This window comes from Pseudomonas sp. BP6 (assembly GCF_017875935.1).
Classification (GTDB): Bacteria; Pseudomonadota; Gammaproteobacteria; order Pseudomonadales; family Pseudomonadaceae; genus Aquipseudomonas; species Aquipseudomonas putida_Y.
The window spans coordinates 2,878,994-2,894,633 of sequence record NZ_JAGINI010000001.1 but is presented as its reverse complement, the minus strand read 5'-3'; the positions used below and the strand labels follow the sequence as shown (position 1 = coordinate 2,894,633).

The 15,640-nt window shown below is 61.8% G+C and carries 13 protein-coding genes; 8 read left to right on the top strand and 5 right to left on the bottom strand.

The genetic code is table 11. The features are described from left to right. The first annotated feature begins 110 nt into the window (after nt 1-110). The 5 genes from J3A98_RS13300 to J3A98_RS13280 are packed head-to-tail and all read left to right on the top strand — an operon-like array spanning nt 111 to nt 4,616. Complete coding sequence (locus J3A98_RS13300) at nt 111-1,154, top strand: aliphatic amidase (RefSeq protein WP_176684133.1); 1,044 nt, start codon at nt 111-113, stop codon at nt 1,152-1,154. Nucleotides 1,155-1,209: 55 nt separating this feature from the next. Then, nucleotides 1,210-2,331 (top strand): AAA family ATPase, encoded by a 1,122-nt coding sequence (locus J3A98_RS13295; protein ID WP_209966667.1) that lies wholly within the window; start codon nt 1,210-1,212, stop codon nt 2,329-2,331. A 21-nt stretch (nt 2,332-2,352) separates the two neighbouring features. Continuing rightward, nucleotides 2,353-3,510 (top strand): transporter substrate-binding domain-containing protein, encoded by a 1,158-nt coding sequence (locus tag J3A98_RS13290; RefSeq protein ID WP_245355072.1) that lies wholly within the window; start codon nt 2,353-2,355, stop codon nt 3,508-3,510. Beyond that, a complete protein-coding gene (locus J3A98_RS13285; RefSeq protein ID WP_012052055.1) occupies nt 3,507-4,091 on the top strand; it encodes an ANTAR domain-containing protein in 585 nt (194 codons plus the stop codon). Before J3A98_RS13290 ends, J3A98_RS13285 begins: the two co-directional genes overlap by 4 nt. Nucleotides 4,092-4,103: 12 nt before the next feature. Next, nucleotides 4,104-4,616, top strand: a complete 513-nt coding sequence (locus J3A98_RS13280) for an AmiS/UreI family transporter (protein WP_209966662.1) — start codon at nt 4,104-4,106, stop codon at nt 4,614-4,616. 36 nt (nt 4,617-4,652) lie between these two features. Here J3A98_RS13280 and J3A98_RS13275 read toward each other — a convergent pair whose 3' ends face one another. Then, the gene (locus J3A98_RS13275; protein ID WP_176684129.1) at nt 4,653-5,099 is read right to left on the bottom strand and encodes a GNAT family N-acetyltransferase; all 447 of its coding nucleotides are present in this window, start codon (nt 5,097-5,099) and stop codon (nt 4,653-4,655) included. 115 nt (nt 5,100-5,214) lie between these two features. After that, entirely contained in the window at nt 5,215-6,981 is a 1,767-nt protein-coding gene (locus tag J3A98_RS13270) for an NAD(P)H dependent flavin oxidoreductase family protein (protein ID WP_209966660.1), read from the bottom strand. Here J3A98_RS13270 and J3A98_RS13265 point away from each other — a divergent pair, their 5' ends adjacent. Beyond that, a complete protein-coding gene (locus J3A98_RS13265) occupies nt 6,982-8,502 on the top strand; it encodes a PLP-dependent aminotransferase family protein (RefSeq protein ID WP_209966658.1) in 1,521 nt (506 codons plus the stop codon). A gap of 7 nt (nt 8,503-8,509) precedes the next feature. On the opposite strand, the gene J3A98_RS13260 is transcribed toward J3A98_RS13265, so the two are convergent. Further along, nucleotides 8,510-8,908 (bottom strand): tetratricopeptide repeat protein, encoded by a 399-nt coding sequence (locus tag J3A98_RS13260; protein ID WP_209966656.1) that lies wholly within the window; start codon nt 8,906-8,908, stop codon nt 8,510-8,512. Nucleotides 8,909-9,897: 989 nt separating this feature from the next. On the opposite strand from J3A98_RS13260, the gene mgtA reads away from it, so the two are divergent. Together mgtA and J3A98_RS13250 are read left to right on the top strand one after the other, a co-directional pair. Further along, nucleotides 9,898-12,612 (top strand): magnesium-translocating P-type ATPase, encoded by a 2,715-nt coding sequence (gene mgtA / locus J3A98_RS13255; protein ID WP_209966654.1) that lies wholly within the window; start codon nt 9,898-9,900, stop codon nt 12,610-12,612. 21 nt (nt 12,613-12,633) lie between these two features. Beyond that, complete coding sequence (locus J3A98_RS13250) at nt 12,634-13,011, top strand: DUF2493 domain-containing protein (protein ID WP_003254146.1); 378 nt, start codon at nt 12,634-12,636, stop codon at nt 13,009-13,011. A 106-nt stretch (nt 13,012-13,117) separates the two neighbouring features. On the opposite strand, the gene J3A98_RS13245 is transcribed toward J3A98_RS13250, so the two are convergent. Further along, nucleotides 13,118-14,344, bottom strand: a complete 1,227-nt coding sequence (locus tag J3A98_RS13245) for an MFS transporter (RefSeq protein WP_209966652.1) — start codon at nt 14,342-14,344, stop codon at nt 13,118-13,120. Between the two features lie 293 nt (nt 14,345-14,637). Beyond that, the gene (locus tag J3A98_RS13240) at nt 14,638-15,513 is read right to left on the bottom strand and encodes a universal stress protein (RefSeq protein WP_209966649.1); all 876 of its coding nucleotides are present in this window, start codon (nt 15,511-15,513) and stop codon (nt 14,638-14,640) included. Between the last annotated feature and the right edge of the window lie 127 nt (nt 15,514-15,640).

Here is a 15,640-nt window from a genome sequence, read left to right as displayed (position 1 = left end):
ATGGCGATGTCGCGGCCTCCACACCGAACCCCAAAGAGCAAATGAGCTCTCTCCGCATGCGGAGAGGGCTTTTTTTCGTCCCTGGAAAATAACAACAAGAGGTGGTCAACATGCGTCATGGTGATATTTCCAGCAGCAATGACACCGTCGGCGTCGCCGTGGTCAACTATAAGATGCCGCGCCTGCATACCCGCGATGAAGTGCTCGAAAACGCCAGAAAAATCGCCGACATCATTGTCGGCATGAAGCAGGGGCTGCCGGGCATGGACCTGGTGATTTTTCCGGAGTACAGCCTGCAGGGCATCATGTATGACCCGGCCGAAATGATGGAAACCGCCGTGGCCATACCCGGCGTGGAAACCGAAGTGTTCGCCCAGGCCTGCCGCAAGGCCAACGTCTGGGGCGTGTTTTCGCTGACCGGCGAGCGCCATGAAGAGCACCCGCGCAAATCCCCCTATAACACCCTGGTGCTGATCGACAACAACGGCGAGATCGTGCAGAAGTACCGCAAGATCATCCCCTGGTGTCCGATCGAGGGCTGGTACCCGGGCGACCAGACCTACGTTGCCGATGGCCCCAAGGGCCTGAAGATCAGCATGATCATCTGCGATGACGGCAACTACCCGGAAATCTGGCGCGATTGCGCCATGAAAGGCGCCGAGCTGATCGTGCGGTGCCAGGGGTACATGTATCCGGCCAAGGACCAGCAGGTGCTCATGGCCAAGGCCATGGCGTGGGCTAACAACTGCTATGTTGCAGTGGCCAACGCCGCGGGCTTCGATGGTGTGTATTCCTACTTCGGTCACTCGGCAATCATCGGTTTCGATGGCCGTACACTTGGCGAGTGCGGTGAAGAGGAGATGGGTATCCAGTACGCCCAGCTGTCGATCTCGCAAATTCGCGATGCGCGGCAGAACGACCAGTCGCAAAACCACCTGTACAAGATCCTGCACCGTGGCTACAGCGGTATGCATTTGTCTGGCGACGGCGACCGCGGCATTGCCGAATGCCCATTCGAGTTCTATCGCACCTGGGTGCTGGATGCCGAGAAGGCCCGCGAGGACGTCGAGGCCCTGACCCGGCGCACCTCGGGGGTGGCGCAGTGCCCGGTCGGCAGTCTTCCCTACGATGCCAAGGAAAAGGAAGCCCGCTGACGGGCTTGCCCAGCGTGCCTGCGGGCACGCTGTTTCACAAAGCGAGGGGAAGACCATGCCGTTCCTGAACGACCTGCTGGAGCAGACGCGTCGCGATGCGTCCTCCAGCGCTGCACTGAATGCCGAAAACTGCCACACCCGGGCAATCGTCGAGACCCACCAGCGTAGCGAAGACACCCTGCAGTCGCGTTTCCGCTTCGATGTCGCTGCTGTCATGCAGATAGTGCGCGACGAAGTACTGGGCCAGGACGAAGCCTTGCAGGCCATCGAAGATGTGCTCACGGTGGTGCGGGCGGATATTCTCGACCCGCGCCGGCCGCTGTTCACGGCACTGTTCCTCGGCCCGACCGGAGTCGGCAAGACCGAGGTCGTGCGTGCCCTGGCCCGCGCCCTGCACGGTGATGCCGATGCCTACTGCCGGGTCGACATGAATACGCTGGCCCAGGAACACTACGCCGCCGCCCTGACCGGCGCGCCACCGGGCTATGCTGGCGCCAAGGAGGGCCGCACGCTGTTCGACCAGGCGCTGCTGGACGGAAGCCAGGGACGCCCGGGGATCGTGCTGTTCGATGAGCTGGAAAAGGCCAGCAAGGAGGTGTCCCAGGCGCTGCTCAATGTGTTTGACAACGGCCTGCTGCGCTTGGCCTCCGGTGAAAAGAGCTGCAATTTTCGTAACACGCTGGTGTTCATGACCAGCAACCTGGCGGCAGACGAAATACGCCAGCACAGGCTGGGCCCGCTGGCGTCGCTGCGGCGCCTGCTTGGCCTGCAGGCAGCGCGCCGCGAGCGTTTGCCGGGTCTGGTGCGGCGGCGCCTGGTGAAGCGTTTTTCTGCCGAGTTCGTCAACCGCATCGACAGCACCGTGGTGTTCAATGCCATCGAACAGGAGGTGGGCGAGCGCATCGTTGAACTGGAGGTGTCACGCCTGAACCGGCGCCTTGCCAAGCATCACTGCCGCCTGCAGCTGGATGCTGCGGTGGTTGGCAAGCTGGCCAGCGAAGGCCATGACCTGGAGTTTGGCGCGCGTGCGCTCAAGCGCTTTATCCGCCATGAGCTGGAAGTGCCACTGGCCGAGTACCTGCTCGGTAACCGCATCCCATGCCGGGCAGAAGTGACGTGCATGACGGTGGCCGGCCACCTCGAGCGCGGGCGCATCCGTTTTTCGTTGCCGACATGATGGTTGTCACAGGATGGTGTGATGAGTAGACAAGACAGGCAATTGAAGGTGGGCTTGCTGTTCGCCGAAACCGGCGTTACCGCAGCCATTGAACGCTCGCAGCGCTGTGGCGCGCTGCTGGCGGTAGAACAGGTTAACCGCGAGGGGGGAGTGCTCGGCCAGCCGGTGCTGACCCTGGTCGGCGACCCCGGAGGCGACCCGGACCGTTATCGCAACCTGTGTGACGACTATGTGCGCAACCACGGCGTGCGCCTGATGCTCGGCTGCTACATGTCGCACACCCGCAAAGCCGTGATGCCCGTCATCGAGCGCGCCGATGGCTTGCTGTTCTATCCCACGCCCTACGAGGGCTTCGAGTACTCGCCCAATATCATCTACGGCGGCCCGGCACCCAACCAGAACAGCGCGCCGCTGGCGGCATACCTGACACGTCATTACGGCGCCAGGGTCGCCTTCGTCGGTTCCGACTACATCTACCCGCGGGAAAGCAACCATGTCATGCGTCACCTGTACAAGCAGCATGGCGGCGAAGTGGTGGAAGAAGTCTACATGCCCCTGTACCCCTCGGCCGATGACTTGGCCCTGGTGGTCGAGCGAGTGGTACGTTCTGCCCCGGATGTGGTGTTTTCGACCGTGGTCGGTACGGGGACGGCAAGCTTTTATCAAGCAATAGCACAGCGCTATGGCAGTGGCCCTCGGCCGCCGATCGCCAGCTTGACTACCAGCGAGGCAGAAATTGCCGAAATGGGGGCCGAGGTGGCTCACGGCAACATCGTCGTGGCACCGTACTTCACCAGCGTCGAGTCGCCGCAAAGCAATGCATTCGTCAGTCAGTGCCGTGCGTTCTTTCCGGCCGATGTGCGCATCACTGCCTGGGCCGAGGCGGCGTATTGCCAGATGCGCATGCTGTGCCAGGCGGTGAATGCCACCGGCAGCCTGGAGGTGGAAGTGATCCGCAATCACCTGTACTACACGAGCATGGATAGCCCCCAGGGCAGGGTGCAGGTGGAGCAGCAGAACAACCATTCGCACCTGTTTTCACGCATTGGCGAGATCGATGCAAGCGGGCAGATCTGCATCAAATGGCAATCGCCTACGACCATCCGTCCTGACCCCTATGTGGTGGTTCACAACCTGGACGACTGGACTGCGAGCATGATGGGAGGCGGCCCCTCATGAGCACTTCGAACATCCTGAACACGCTGCGTGAACTGCACGTGGGCATTGTTTGTCCGCCCAGTGAAATCACTGATGCCCTGGTACTGCAACTGATGCGCATCGGCTGCTCGGTGAAGCAGTGCTGGCCACCGCCCAAGGCCTTCGACACCCACACTGACCTGGTGTTCTGCGGGGTGTTCGAAGGCCGCCACCATGCCGAGCTGGGCAAGCTGCTGGCCCAGGGCGGCGTACGCCTGACCGCCATCGCCTTGGTGGAGTACGAGAGCCCGACCATTCTTTCGCAAATCCTGGAGCTGGGGTGTCACGGCGTGATGGTGCTGCCGCTGGACAACCACAAGGTGCTTCCGGCGTTGGTGTGCGCCAGAAGCAACAGTGAGGCCCAGGCCCGCTTGATGCAGAAAAATGCCCAGTTGCAGGAGCGTCTGGAGCACCAGGCCGACATCAACAAAGCCAAGGTCCTGCTGATGGCGGCCCAGGGCTGGCAGGAGCCTGAAGCCCATGCCTACTTGTCGAAAGAGGCGATGAAACAGCGGTTGTCGATGCTGGAAATGGCAAGAAAAACCCTAAAACAATTCGAATGAGAAGAGGTTGCCATGTTGTACGGACTGGTTCTGCTGTATGTGGGTGCAGTGTTGTTCATCAACAGCATCTGGCTGATGGGGCGTATCACCGACCGCGAAGTGACGGTGATCAACCTGTTTGTCGGTTTGCTCAGCCTGTTGGTGGCGGTCTACCTGATCTTCGTGGTGGGCTCGGACGAAGGCATCAAGGCCGGAGCCTTGACCCTCCTGTTCGCCTTTACCTACCTGTGGGTGGCCGCCAACCAGATGTTGCAGGTAGATGGACGCGGGCTAGGCTGGTTCTGCCTGTTCGTCAGCGTGACGGCGTTGGTGGTGACAGTCAGTTCCATTCCTGGCGCCGAAGGGCTGTTGAGGGTGTGGGATGTGCTGAACTGGGCGGCGTGGACGGTGTTGTGGTTCAGCTTTTTCCTGCTGCTGGCGCTGGCCAGGAAGATCCAGCGTCTGGTGGCGGCAATGACCTTGCTGTGCGCGATCTTCACAGCCTGGGTGCCCGGGTTGTTGATCTTGTGGCAGCAGATGGGCTGACGACCATGCGCCCGCTGTGGAGCAGCCTTGCGCTGCTTACGGCAGGCGCTTTTCCATCGGCTGATACACCAGCCCGGCAAGCTCGCCCACGTCGCCTGCCGGGGTAAAGCCGTAGCGTTGGTAAGCGGGTACAGAAGACAATGATGCCTTTACCGTCACCACCTCAGTTCTGGCATGCTCCAGTGCTGCGTTCATCAGGCGCTTGCCTATGCCCTGGCGTTGCAGGCCTGGTGCAATGAACAGCATCGCAACGTGACGGCCTTCCTTGAGCTCGATCAGCCCTGCGATAGCGCCTTCGACAAAACAGGCCAGCATGAGGTTGTCACCCTGCATGCGCTCGGCAAACGCCTGGGGTGCCGACACCTGGGTAAAGGTCTCGATACCTTGCGCCGACAGCGTGGGCGCGACCGCCTGCATGAAGGCATCCATGCACAAGGCGCAGGCCTGGGGGAGGTCGTCAGGGGTGAGCGTGCGTACTTGCATGGTAATCGTCCTTGTATGGTTTCCTTCTGCTGCCAACTTTAACCTGTTACGGGTTCAAGGGCCGAGCCTTGAGGCGTTAACCCAAAGCACACAGTGCGTGCTTTGATTGGCGGCATCAAGCTGCCGTGGCAGCGCCCGGCTTGCGTTCGTCAATCAGGATGTCTTCGAAGAATGCCCCGACAGGTTCGGTAGGGTGGCACAGTTGTATCTCCAGCACCCATACCACCTCGCTCGGGACAATCTCCACCTCGGCCAGCTTGTCCTGGCTATACAACACATGCGGGAAGTCGGCGATGCGATGCCCGGCCAGGTTGCGCTCCAGCTGCCAACCTTTGGCCTGGGCACTGCGCTCGGCGAAGTCATACAGTTCACGCCCGGTCAACCCGCGGCCCCAGGCCTGGCGAGTCTCGTCGAACACTTCATGCAGTGCCTTCACGCAGGCGTGGTGCAGGGCGTGCTGGCCAAACACGAACGTATCGCCATAGTCACCTTCATAGCCATCCCATACCGGGCCAACATCGACCACGACGATGTCCGTGGCGCGTAGCGCACGTTGAAGGTCAATGCCTTGCCGTGGCGTACGCACGGTATCGTCGCCAAATCGGATGTAGGTGGGGTGCCAGGTGTGTGAGGCGCCCATCGCCTGCAGGGTATGCGCGGCCATCTCCAGTGCCTGTGCGGTGGTCATGCCGACCTGCAGTTGGCTGGCAATGGCGGCCACGGCCCGCACCGACTGTTCGCGGGCCGCGAGCATGCCGTCCAGCGAATAACGTGGGCCGACCTTTTCCAGCTCAGGGTGCAGCGTGCTGGCTGCTGAAGCCTGCGTTGTCAGTGCACCACTGGCGACAAAGGCCTCGGCCACAAAACGATGGGGCTGTACCCCTGCCGCAAGGCATTGCTCGCGAGTCTGGCTGATCATTGTGGCATTGCCACAGGCGTAGACCTGGGCTTCGCCCCAGCGATGCGTCTGGCTGAGCGCCACCTGCTGTATACGGGCCTGGGCCGAGAGTACCGGTTGCCAGTGGAAGTGTGGGTGCACACTGCTGGACACGTCGAGAAATTCGCGGTCATAGAAATCCGCCGGCGATGAGCCACCCCAGTACAACGTGACTTCGGCATCGCCGGCCAAGGCCGTCAGCAGTAGCGGCTTGATGCCGGCGTAACCTGTGCCGGTGGCGAAAAGGATCAGCGGGCGTTGGTCATCGTGCTGCCAGGTACAGGCGCCCAGCGGGCCTTCGAGCTTTACCGTTGCACCTGCTTGCAGGGTGGGCAGCAAGCCTTCGGTGAACAGGCCGCCGCTGACCTTGCGGATGTGAAACACCAGTTGCCCTTGTTCCTGGGCGGGCAGGTTGGCGATGGAGAAACAGCGGCTGTCGCCGTTGCCCAACTGAAACCGCATGTACTGACCCGCCCGCACCTCCAGCGGCTGAGCAGGCTGCAGCACCAGTTCGACAATATCTGCGCTCAGCGCGCGCTTGCCAACCACCTGTGCCTGGGTTTCCAGTGCCGGGGCGTCCAGTGACCAGCCGGGTATTTCCAGACGCATGTCGCTGCAGGCGTGGCTCTGGCACAGCAACATCTCGTCGGCGGCCAAGGGATAGGAAGGCGGCGGTGTGTCCGCATCCCGCTGCTTGTCCTGATGCTGCCCCGATACCACCTTGACCTTGCACGAGCCGCAGGCGCCGCGGCGGCAGGAAAAGGGTACCGGCAGGCCGCTGGCGAGCATGGCATCGAGCAGCAGCTCCTGGCTGGCTTCGAAGGTTTTGCCCGAGGGCGACAACTCAATGACGTGGCGGCTTTGCATGAACACCTCGGGGCAAATGGAGGTCCGATTGTTGCTATAGTCCAGGACCAGCAGAACCTCCAGTTTTGGATATTTCATATGGTCCAGCTTCGTAAATGGCAGCCACTGCTCAAGCTCGATGGGGCGCAAGCGTCGTACCGGCAGATTGTCGAAGGGCTGGTGGCCGCAATCAGCGAGGGTCGCCTGCGCCCTGGCACGCCGTTGCCGGGCACGCGGGAGATGGCGCAACTGCTGAACGTCAATCGCAAGACCGTGATCCTTGCTTACGAGGAAGCCGAGACCAAGGGCTGGCTGCAAAGCGTGCAACGCCGGGGCACCTTTGTCAGCCAGCAGCTGGCGCCTGGCACAGCGGCCGTTTCCGGTGCCGTGCGGCCTTTTGCCCTGGCGCTGCCAGAGGAGCCTGCCGTTGCCTACTTCAAGGCGAACGAACAGGCTGTAGCCCAGCAAGGGCGTCCAGGGGCCTTGTTCTTCGACAACGGCGCCTGTGACCACCGCCTGCTGCCACAGGCTGTACTGCATCGTTATTACCGTAATGCCTTGCGCAGCAGCTTCACCAGCAACAGCGTGCGCCATGGCAGCGAGTGCAGCAGCCGCAATCTGCGCAGCGCCCTGGCCGATATGCTGCGGCACAATCGCAGCCTGAACGTTGGCGCCGAGCATATCTGCCTGACCCAAGGGGTGCAGATGTCGCTGTCCCTCGTGGCCAGTGTGTTGCTCAAGCCGGGTGACGTTGTGCTGGTCGAGCACCTGAGTTACCCCCCTGCCTGGGAGATCTTCCGTCAGCTGGGTGCCCACCTGGTGACCGTGGAGCTGGACCATGAGGGTTGCCGGGTCGACCAGCTCGAGGCCCTGTGCCGGCAGCACAAGGTGCGGATGATGTACATAACGCCCCATCACCAGTTCCCGACCACGGTCAGCCTGCCAGCCGGGCGCAGGCAACAGCTGCTGGAGCTGGCGCGCCAGCATGCCTTTTGCGTGCTCGAAGAGGATTACGACTACGAATACCACTTTGCCGGGCGGCCTTATCTGCCGTTGGCCAGCGACCGCCATCAACGGCACGTGATTTACATTGGCTCACTGTCCAAGCCTTTGGGCAGCACGTTCCGTTGCAGCTATATCGTGGCACCGGTGGAAGTGACAACCGTGCTGGAACGCAGGGCGATGCTGACCCTGGGGCAGGGCGATGCAGTCATGCAGCAGATGTTGGCGGACCTGATCAATGATGGCGAGCTGAAGAAACACCTGCGCCGGGTCAACCGCGAGTACCGGCGCCGGCGTGAGACCTTGTTGGGGTGTTTGCGCGATGCGTTCGGTGAGCAGATCAGCGTGCAGGCGTCAGAAGGTGGCCTGGCGCTGTGGGTGAGGTTTGCCGATGGGATCAACGTGGATCAGTTGGTCGACAACGCACTGGAACTGGACCTGGTGGTGCGCAGTGGGCGACAGTTTTCACCGTTTGGCCATGCCGAGAACGCCTTGCGCCTGGGATTTGCTTCGCTGGATGCGGATGAGATCCGGCAGGCGACCCAACGCCTGGCAGACGCAGCGAAAGCGATTGGCAAGGCGCGGCCTTGTATCGCGACAGGGCTGCGCAGCGTCTGACCGGCCATCAGTGCGCAGCTGTCGGCAGCATGTCTGGGCGCTGGGCTTTGTGCGCGGCCTCGATCAACTGCAGGTTGCGATTGCGCAGCGCATGGTTGGCGCCTACACGCAAGTTGGACCGCAGCGCGAGGTTTTCTGCCTGTTCATACTGCCCTTGCTGCAGGCGAAGAACGCCCAGGTAGTGCAAGGTTGCCGGGTTGTTCGGCTGTATGTGCAGGGCTCGCTCAAGGGTGGCTGCCGCATGGTCCAGCTGGCCATCGGCATACTGCTGCGAAGCCGTTTCGATCAGTAAGGTCGAGGCATTGTTGCTACGCGCAGGCGCGGAGCGCTCGCCGGCCTGTGCATAGGCTGATGCGGCTACGCTGAACAACAGGAGCAAGGCTGACAGAACAGGTGTGCAGGGCATCGGCAGTAACTCGACAGGTCTTTGGCAAGCCCTTGCTGATAGGGGGCCAGGGGATGCTATCGACCGGGAACAAGGGTTGAAGTTCCTGTCTGAGTACCGCTGCCTTCTCCAGTCTTTGTTTTAGGGGCTGCAAAAGCCTGACCTTCGTCTCAAGGCTTTTCATACAGAGCCAAGCACTATTGGCTCGATCACTGAACCATGGGGCTACGGTGAGGCGGTTCCAGGTTTGAGGTTCGGCGGGTGACCAACCCGCATCTGATCGTTGTCGCATTAAGATAAGGTTAAACTTATTCAAAGTTCCCTTTGCGGGTTGACTTCGATACTACGCTTGAATAAAGTTCGACCGCCCCGAGCGCGGGGCCTTTTTTCCCTTCACTGAAGAATTCAATGGACACAGTATCTAGTCGCTGTCTGACCCCTGCCGTATGGCCCGGTCAGGCACTTGAACCGGAACACCGGTCCCGACACCCCGGTCGGGCAAGCCGCGCCAGAGCCTGATGCTCCGCTGTGACTTGCCGCCGCCGGTGTTGGCCGGTTGGAGGCAAGCTCATGAACCTCACTTCATTCGTTTCACATCGCCAGCCTGCGTGCCTTGCGCCGCGGCAGGCCCGCGCCTGGCCGCGGCGTCTGCACGGCTACCTTGACCACCACCAGGACCCCCCAAGTAGTTGCGGGGTGCTGGCGCGTCTTCATGCACGCTTGAGCCCCCGCACTTCTCACTGAATAAAAGATATTGAGCGGTATCTTTATGCTCGAACTTTTCACGTTAAAAGTTCGCGGGATAACTATTGCCCTGTGTTTATTAAAAGGGATTAAACCATGGATTGCGCGAGTAGAAAGTTCGCTGCCGAAACAACTTCCGACTCTCGGCAGCGGACAGACAACTGTCGGAAAGAACCAGCATTATTCAGCGACCCGACATGCCTTCGTTCACCGCCTGAGTGAAACGTCTGTGTGTCGTGCCGCCGCAGCGGCAGGAGCACAGCAACATGACTGTCAAACACCGTAACACCTCATCGGCCAAGGCCGAACGCGAAACCCGCCTGTCCACCCGAGCCGCCCGTGAAGCGCGCAATGGCCTGGCCGTCACCCTCGCCAATCTCGATGCCAGCGATCAGGGCCTGACCGAGCACGAAGCCGCCAAGCGCCTGGCGCGCGATGGGGCCAACCAGGTCGCCCACGGCCCGCAACCCCACGCCTTGGTGCAGTTGCTCAAGGCCCTGCATAACCCGTTCATCTATGTACTGCTGACCCTGGCCGGGATCAGCTTCGTCACCGACTACTGGCTGCCGCTCAGCGCAGGCGAAGCCGACGACGCCGACCTGACCAAGGTCATCATCATCATGACCATGGTCAGCCTCAGCAGCCTGCTGCGCTTCTGGCAGGAGTACCGCTCGAACAAGGCTGCCGACGCGCTCAAGGCAATGGTGCGCACTACTGCCACCGTGTTGCGCCGCGAGCAGATCGGGCAAGCCCCGCGCCTGCGCGAAGTGCCCATGGACGAACTAGTGGCCGGCGACATCGTGCAGCTTTCTGCAGGTGACATGATTCCCGCCGATATCCGCCTGCTCGAAGCGCGAGACCTGTTTATCAGCCAGGCCGTGCTCACCGGCGAAGCGTTGCCGGTCGAAAAGTACGACACCTTGGGTAATGTCGCGCAGAAGTCCGCCGCCGAGCATGGCGCACATCAGGATAACCTGCTCGAGTTGCCGAACATCTGCTTCATGGGTACCAATGTGGTCAGTGGCCGCGCCCGCGCCGTGGTGGTCGCCACCGGCCGACGCACCTATTTTGGCTCGCTGGCCAAGGCCATTGCCGGTTCGCGCAGCCAGACCGCTTTTGACCGCGGCGTGAACAGCGTCAGCAGCCTGTTGATCCGCTTCATGCTGGTGATGGTGCCAGTGGTATTCATGATCAACGGAGTGGTGAAAGGCGACTGGGGTGATGCCTTCCTCTTCGCGCTTGCCGTGGCAGTGGGCCTGACTCCGGAAATGCTGCCGATGATCGTCAGCGCCAACCTGGCCAAGGGCGCCGTGGCCATGGCCCGGCGCAAGGTGGTGGTCAAACGCCTGAATGCCATCCAGAACCTGGGCTCCATGGATGTACTGTGCACCGACAAGACCGGCACGCTCACCCAGGACCGGATCATCCTCGAGCACCATGTGCGCTTCGACGGCCAAACCGACAATCACATCCTCGAGCTGGCTTGGCTCAACAGCCATCACCAAAGCGGCATCCGCAACCTGATGGACCAGGCCGTGCTGCATTTCGCCGGCCAGGACCGCCAGTTCCAGGCGCCTTACGCCTACGCAAAGGTCGACGAACTGCCGTTCGACTTCATCCGCCGCCGCCTGTCAGTGGTAGTGAAGAATGCCTTGGGCGATCACCTGCTGGTAAGCAAAGGGGCGGTCGAGGAAATGCTTGCCATCGCCACCCATGTGCAGGAAGGCGACAAGGTCGTTGCCCTTGATCCGTGCCGCCGCCAGCAGCTGATGGCCAGTGTCGATGCCTTCAACCAGGACGGCTTCCGCGTGCTGGTGGTTGCCACCCGGGAGATCCCGGCGGCCGAAGGCAAGGCGCAGTATCACACCGAAGATGAGCGCAATCTGGTCATCCAGGGCATGCTGACCTTCCTCGACCCGCCCAAGGAAACTGCCGGCCCGGCCATTGCCGCCTTGCGCGACATGGGCGTGCAGGTAAAGGTACTGACCGGCGACAACCCGGTGGTCACGTCGAAGGTCTGCCGTGAAGTGGGCCTGGCGCCAGGCCAGCCATTGCTCGGCCAGGACATCGAGGGCATGGACGACACCACCCTGAAGCTTCAGGTGGAGGAGCGCACCGTCTTCGCCAAGCTCACCCCGTTGCAGAAATCACGGGTGCTCAAAGCCTTGCAGGCCAATGGTCACACCGTGGGCTTCCTTGGCGACGGCATCAACGACGCCGCAGCCCTGCGCGATGCTGATGTCGGTATCTCGGTGGACAGCGGCACTGACATCGCCAAGGAATCGGCCGATATCATTTTGCTGGAAAAGAGCCTGATGGTGCTCGAGGAGGGCGTGCTCAAAGGCCGCGAAACCTTTGGCAACATCATGAAGTACCTGTGCATGACTGCCAGTTCCAATTTCGGCAACGTGTTCTCGGTCCTGGTGGCCAGTGCGTTCATTCCGTTCCTGCCGATGCTGGCGATTCACTTGTTGCTGCAGAACCTGATGTATGACTTTTCCCAGCTGTCGCTGCCCTGGGACCGCATGGACAAGGCGTTCCTCAGCAGGCCACGCAAATGGGATGCCCGCAACATCGGCCGCTTCATGTTGTGGATAGGTCCTACGTCGTCGATCTTCGACATCACCACGTTCGCCCTGATGTGGTACGTGTTCGCCGCCAACAGCGTCGAAATGCAGGCGCTGTTCCAGTCTGGCTGGTTCATCGAGGGGTTGCTGTCTCAGACGCTGGTAGTGCACATGCTGCGCACTCGCAAGGTGCCGTTCTTCCAGAGTACCGCTGCATTGCCAGTGGTATTGGCAACGGGGCTGGTCATGGCATTGGGTATCTATATCCCGTTCTCCCCTGTGGGCGCGATGGTTGGCCTGGTGCCGCTGCCGTGGGAGTACTTCCCTTGGCTGGTCGCCACCCTGCTGGGCTACTGCGTGGTCGCCCAGGCCATGAAGACCCTCTACATCCGCCGTTTCGGCCAGTGGTTCTGAGCGATGCAAGGAGAGCAGACCATGCGAGTACTGATTTGTGCAGGACGCAACTACGCCGACACCCGACGCTGCCGCCAGGCCTTGGACGACGTCCAGCGCCAGCGGCCGATCCGGGTGTTGATCCACGGTGGCAGCCAGTTTCTTGGCGGGGAAATTGAAAGCTGGGCACGCGAGCATGGCGCCGATCTGGTGCGTTACCCGCCAAACTGGCAGCTGCACGGCAAGCAGGCCGAACGCCTGCGCAACCTGTTCATGCTCAATGACAGCCGCCCTGACTTGTTGCTTGCCTTGCCCGGCGGGGATGACACCGAGGAGCTGCTGGCCAGGGCCCGTGGCGCCGAGGTTCAGGTGATGTGCGCCAGGCAACCACGTCAGCCTGAGCGGGGCGATTGCAGCTAATGCAAGCGCCTGGGGCCGTGCGGTACCTGTGGGAGCGGGCTTGCCCGCGAAGCAGGCGCCTCGGTTTCACGGCCTCAAGCATTGCGCAGCCGCCCTGGGCGGCTGCTCAGCCTGGCTGCGCCGCCAGATCGTTGCTGACGTTGCGCCCCAGCACCAGCACGGTGACAAAGCCACAGCCCACCAGCGCCGTGGCCAGGCTCAGCAGTACCGCAGTGCCCATATGGTCTACGACTTGCCCGCCGAAGAACGAGCCCACGGCAATGATCACCTGGAACATGGCCACGAACAGTGGCATGCCACGCTCGACATCCTTGGGCGCTACGACAAACATCCAGATATTGGCGCAAGCCGGGAATGCACCGAAGGCAAAGCCCCACAGTGCGATCAGCATCGCGGCACCCGTCATGCCGGTGGCGAAGTGCGGGAACAGGGCGGTGCTGACTGCGATCATGAGCGCGACCAGCATCAGCGTATGCCGCACGCTGCGGTTGGCAGCAAAGCCGGCGAAGATGTTACCCATGAAGCCGGCCACGCCATACAACAGCAACAATGAACTGATCGTAGGCCCGTCAAAGCCGGCATTCTGTTTGAAGAAAGGTGCGACATAGGTGTACGCAGCAAAGTGTGCCAGGCCGATCAGCAATACGGCGATCAAGCCGACCCGTGCTTGCGGGTTGATGAACAACGCTGGCAGGTCGCTGATGCGGATGGCTTTTTCCGGCATCAGCCGCGGCAGCAGGAATACCTGTGCCAGCAGCACCGGTACGCCTACCAGTGCAGTGACCAGGAACGTCATGCGCCAGCCCATCAGGCCACTCAGCCAGGTGCCCACAGGCACGCCCACGACGGTTGCCAGGGTTACGCCAGCCATGATGATGGAGTTGGCTTTGGCTACGCCCATCCCGTCAGGTGCCAGGCGGCCGCTGAGGGCGATGGCTGTGGCCCAGAAGCCGCCAATACTGATACCCAGTAGCACCCGGCCGGCCAACAGCAGGCTGAAGTCGCCGGCGTAGGCCACGATGGTGTTGGCGATGATCATGATCAGCGTCAGGCCGATCAGCAGGTAGCGCCGGTCCAGCGCGCCGACGCCTACGGAAATCAACGGGGCGGCCAACGCAGCCATGATGCCGGGCAGGGTCACCATCAGGCCGGCAAGGCCTGCACTGATGCCAAGGTCGCTGGCCACATCGTTCAGTACCCCCACCGGGAGGAACTCACTGGTGACCAGGGCGAACGCACCCACGGCTACCGAGAGGATTGCCAGCCATTGCTGGGTGACACTCTGTTGATTGTGCTCGGGAAGGCCGCGAGGGGCCTGGCTGTTGCTTGGCATGGGTTAGGTTCCATGAGGGATCTCGCCTGTAGCAGGCGCAGGAGCGGGAGGATTTGCAGGCGATTGTAGAGACGGCCTTGCCTGACCGACAGGCAGGCCGCTCGATAGTAATCATCAGTGCAATCGATGAAACGTCTCGCGTAGAGCGGCTGCTCTGAGCAATGACGTCCCGCTTGCGAATGCTATGGGCGGGGGGCTTTCTTCCCTAACCCGCGCGCCGTCAGGCTAGCCAAGGGCGCTTGTGCTTGACCCGGACAGGCGCAACAGGTGGCAGTGCAGAACGTTCATGCAGCCTATGGCGTCACCAGCACATCACACAGTGATTCGTTCAGCACATGCTTGGTGACGCTGCCCACCAGCAGCTCCTCCAGCGCGCTTGCCCCCTGCTTGCCGACCACGATCAGGTCGCACTCCAGCTCCTGTTCCTGCTCGACAATGCTCCAGCCAGGGTTCCCGTGCACCAGGATCTGCCGAGCGCCGGCCATGCCGGCAGCCTCACTCAACGCCGCGAGTTGTGCTTCTGCATCCTTGCGGATGACATTGCGGTACTGGGTGAGGGTGCCGTGGTCGATATGGGCGAAGCGCACGCTGGCTTCGAATGGCGCTTCGTACACATGCAGCAGAATGATCTCTGCTTGCGGGGCAAGGGCCTTGGCCAGTTTGATGGCGCGCAGTGAAACGGGCGAAAAATCGACTGGCACCAGCACGGTGCGGTAGGCATCACGAGGGGCAGGCTTGACCACGAGCAAAGGGCAGGGCATGTGGTTGAGCATTTTCTGCACGGTTGACCCCAGCAGCAGGCGCCGCGCCACGCTCTGGCCCCTGGCGCCACACACCAGCAGGTCGCTGTGCTTGTCCTGCGCCACCCGGTTGATCTCCGTGATCACCGAGCCGCTGGCAACCTGCACGCCAGCGGAGATGCCGTAGCGCTGGAACAGCATGGCTGCCAGTGCGCGGGTTTTTTCGCCTGCGCTCTCCAGTACGCGTTTCAACAGGTCGTCATCAGGCGTCATCAACTGTTTGAGGCGCTCGAAGGGTGCCGGGTTGGCAACGTAGAGCAGGTCCAGCGAGGCCTGCTGCGCATCGCTCAGGTAGGCAGCGCGCTCAGCTGCGTTGCGGGCGTGTGGGGAAAGGTCGGTGGCAACCAGTATGTGTTTCAGCGGGTTCATGTGGGGCTCCTTGTCCAAGGTTGCGCACCGTGATCAAGCGGTAAACCTTGAGCACAGTGCGCCTGGCGGTACTTGAGTTGTTCCTTGCGTGCAGCCATCGTCGCGCGAACCCGGCGCGAGGGCTTGA

What these genes read in the sequence shown, in the direction of transcription:
- J3A98_RS13295 (WP_209966667.1), top strand. Translation starts at nt 1,210, where the DNA reads ATGCCGTTCCTGAACGACCTGCTGGAGCAGACGCGTCGCGATGCGTCC.
- J3A98_RS13280 (WP_209966662.1), top strand. Translation starts at nt 4,104, where the DNA reads ATGTTGTACGGACTGGTTCTGCTGTATGTGGGTGCAGTGTTGTTCATC.
- J3A98_RS13290 (WP_245355072.1), top strand. Translation starts at nt 2,353, where the DNA reads ATGAGTAGACAAGACAGGCAATTGAAGGTGGGCTTGCTGTTCGCCGAA.
- J3A98_RS13300 (WP_176684133.1), top strand. Translation starts at nt 111, where the DNA reads ATGCGTCATGGTGATATTTCCAGCAGCAATGACACCGTCGGCGTCGCC.
- J3A98_RS13270 (WP_209966660.1), bottom strand. Translation starts at nt 6,981, where the DNA reads ATGAAATATCCAAAACTGGAGGTTCTGCTGGTCCTGGACTATAGCAAC.
- J3A98_RS13240 (WP_209966649.1), bottom strand. Translation starts at nt 15,513, where the DNA reads ATGAACCCGCTGAAACACATACTGGTTGCCACCGACCTTTCCCCACAC.
- J3A98_RS13250 (WP_003254146.1), top strand. Translation starts at nt 12,634, where the DNA reads ATGCGAGTACTGATTTGTGCAGGACGCAACTACGCCGACACCCGACGC.
- J3A98_RS13275 (WP_176684129.1), bottom strand. Translation starts at nt 5,099, where the DNA reads ATGCAAGTACGCACGCTCACCCCTGACGACCTCCCCCAGGCCTGCGCC.
- J3A98_RS13265 (WP_209966658.1), top strand. Translation starts at nt 6,982, where the DNA reads ATGGTCCAGCTTCGTAAATGGCAGCCACTGCTCAAGCTCGATGGGGCG.
- mgtA (WP_209966654.1), top strand. Translation starts at nt 9,898, where the DNA reads ATGACTGTCAAACACCGTAACACCTCATCGGCCAAGGCCGAACGCGAA.
- J3A98_RS13285 (WP_012052055.1), top strand. Translation starts at nt 3,507, where the DNA reads ATGAGCACTTCGAACATCCTGAACACGCTGCGTGAACTGCACGTGGGC.
- J3A98_RS13260 (WP_209966656.1), bottom strand. Translation starts at nt 8,908, where the DNA reads ATGCCCTGCACACCTGTTCTGTCAGCCTTGCTCCTGTTGTTCAGCGTA.
- J3A98_RS13245 (WP_209966652.1), bottom strand. Translation starts at nt 14,344, where the DNA reads ATGCCAAGCAACAGCCAGGCCCCTCGCGGCCTTCCCGAGCACAATCAA.